This is a genomic window from Staphylococcus sp. EG-SA-2, from assembly GCF_017152085.1.
Genome location: NZ_JACYHC010001097.1, coordinates 1 through 717 on the forward strand (window position 1 = coordinate 1; position 717 = coordinate 717).

General features: G+C 37.4%; 2 pseudogenes. Both read left to right on the forward strand.

From position 1 onward, the window contains the following. Positions 1-500 (forward strand): annotated as a pseudogene (gene sbnE, locus IDG60_RS18345) (L-2,3-diaminopropanoate--citrate ligase SbnE); the annotation flags it as partial. Continuing rightward, positions 409-717 (forward strand): annotated as a pseudogene (locus IDG60_RS18350) (siderophore biosynthesis protein SbnF); the annotation flags it as partial. The pseudogenes sbnE and IDG60_RS18350, both read left to right, overlap by 92 nt.

Sequence of the window (717 nt, forward strand, 5' to 3'; positions counted from 1 at the left end):
CAGGCATTAGTCTAGAAGCACATGTACAAAATACATTAATTGAATTAAAAGATGGCATACCCGACGTATGCTTTGTCAGAGATCTTGAAGGCATTTGTCTATCTAGAACGATTGCTACTGAAAAACAACTTGTGCCAAATGTTGTGGCAGCATCAAGCCCTGTTGTATATGCACATGATGAAGCATGGCATCGTCTTAAATATTACGTTGTAGTAAATCACTTAGGACATTTAGTATCAACTATTGGTAAAGCGACTAGAAATGAAGTTGTGTTATGGCAACTTGTAGCGCATCGTCTTATGACTTGGAAAAAAGAATACGCGAATAACGCAGTGTTTGTTGACTGTGTAGAAGATTTATATCAAACGCCGACCATTGCGGCTAAAGCGAATTTGATGAGTAAATTGAATGATTGTGGTGCAAACCCTATTTATACACATATACCAAATCCAATTTGTCATAACAAGGAGGTATCGTATTGTGAATCAAACAATTCTTAATCGTGTAAAGACTAGAGTGATGCACCAACTGGTATCATCACTTATTTATGAGAATATTGTTGTGTATAAAGCGTCATATCAAGACGGTGCCGGTCATTTTACAATAGAAGGACATGATTCAGAGTATCGTTTTACTGCTGAAAAGACACATAGCTTTGATCGTATACGTATCACATCACCAATTGAGCGTGTCGTAGGAGATGAGGCAGATACAACA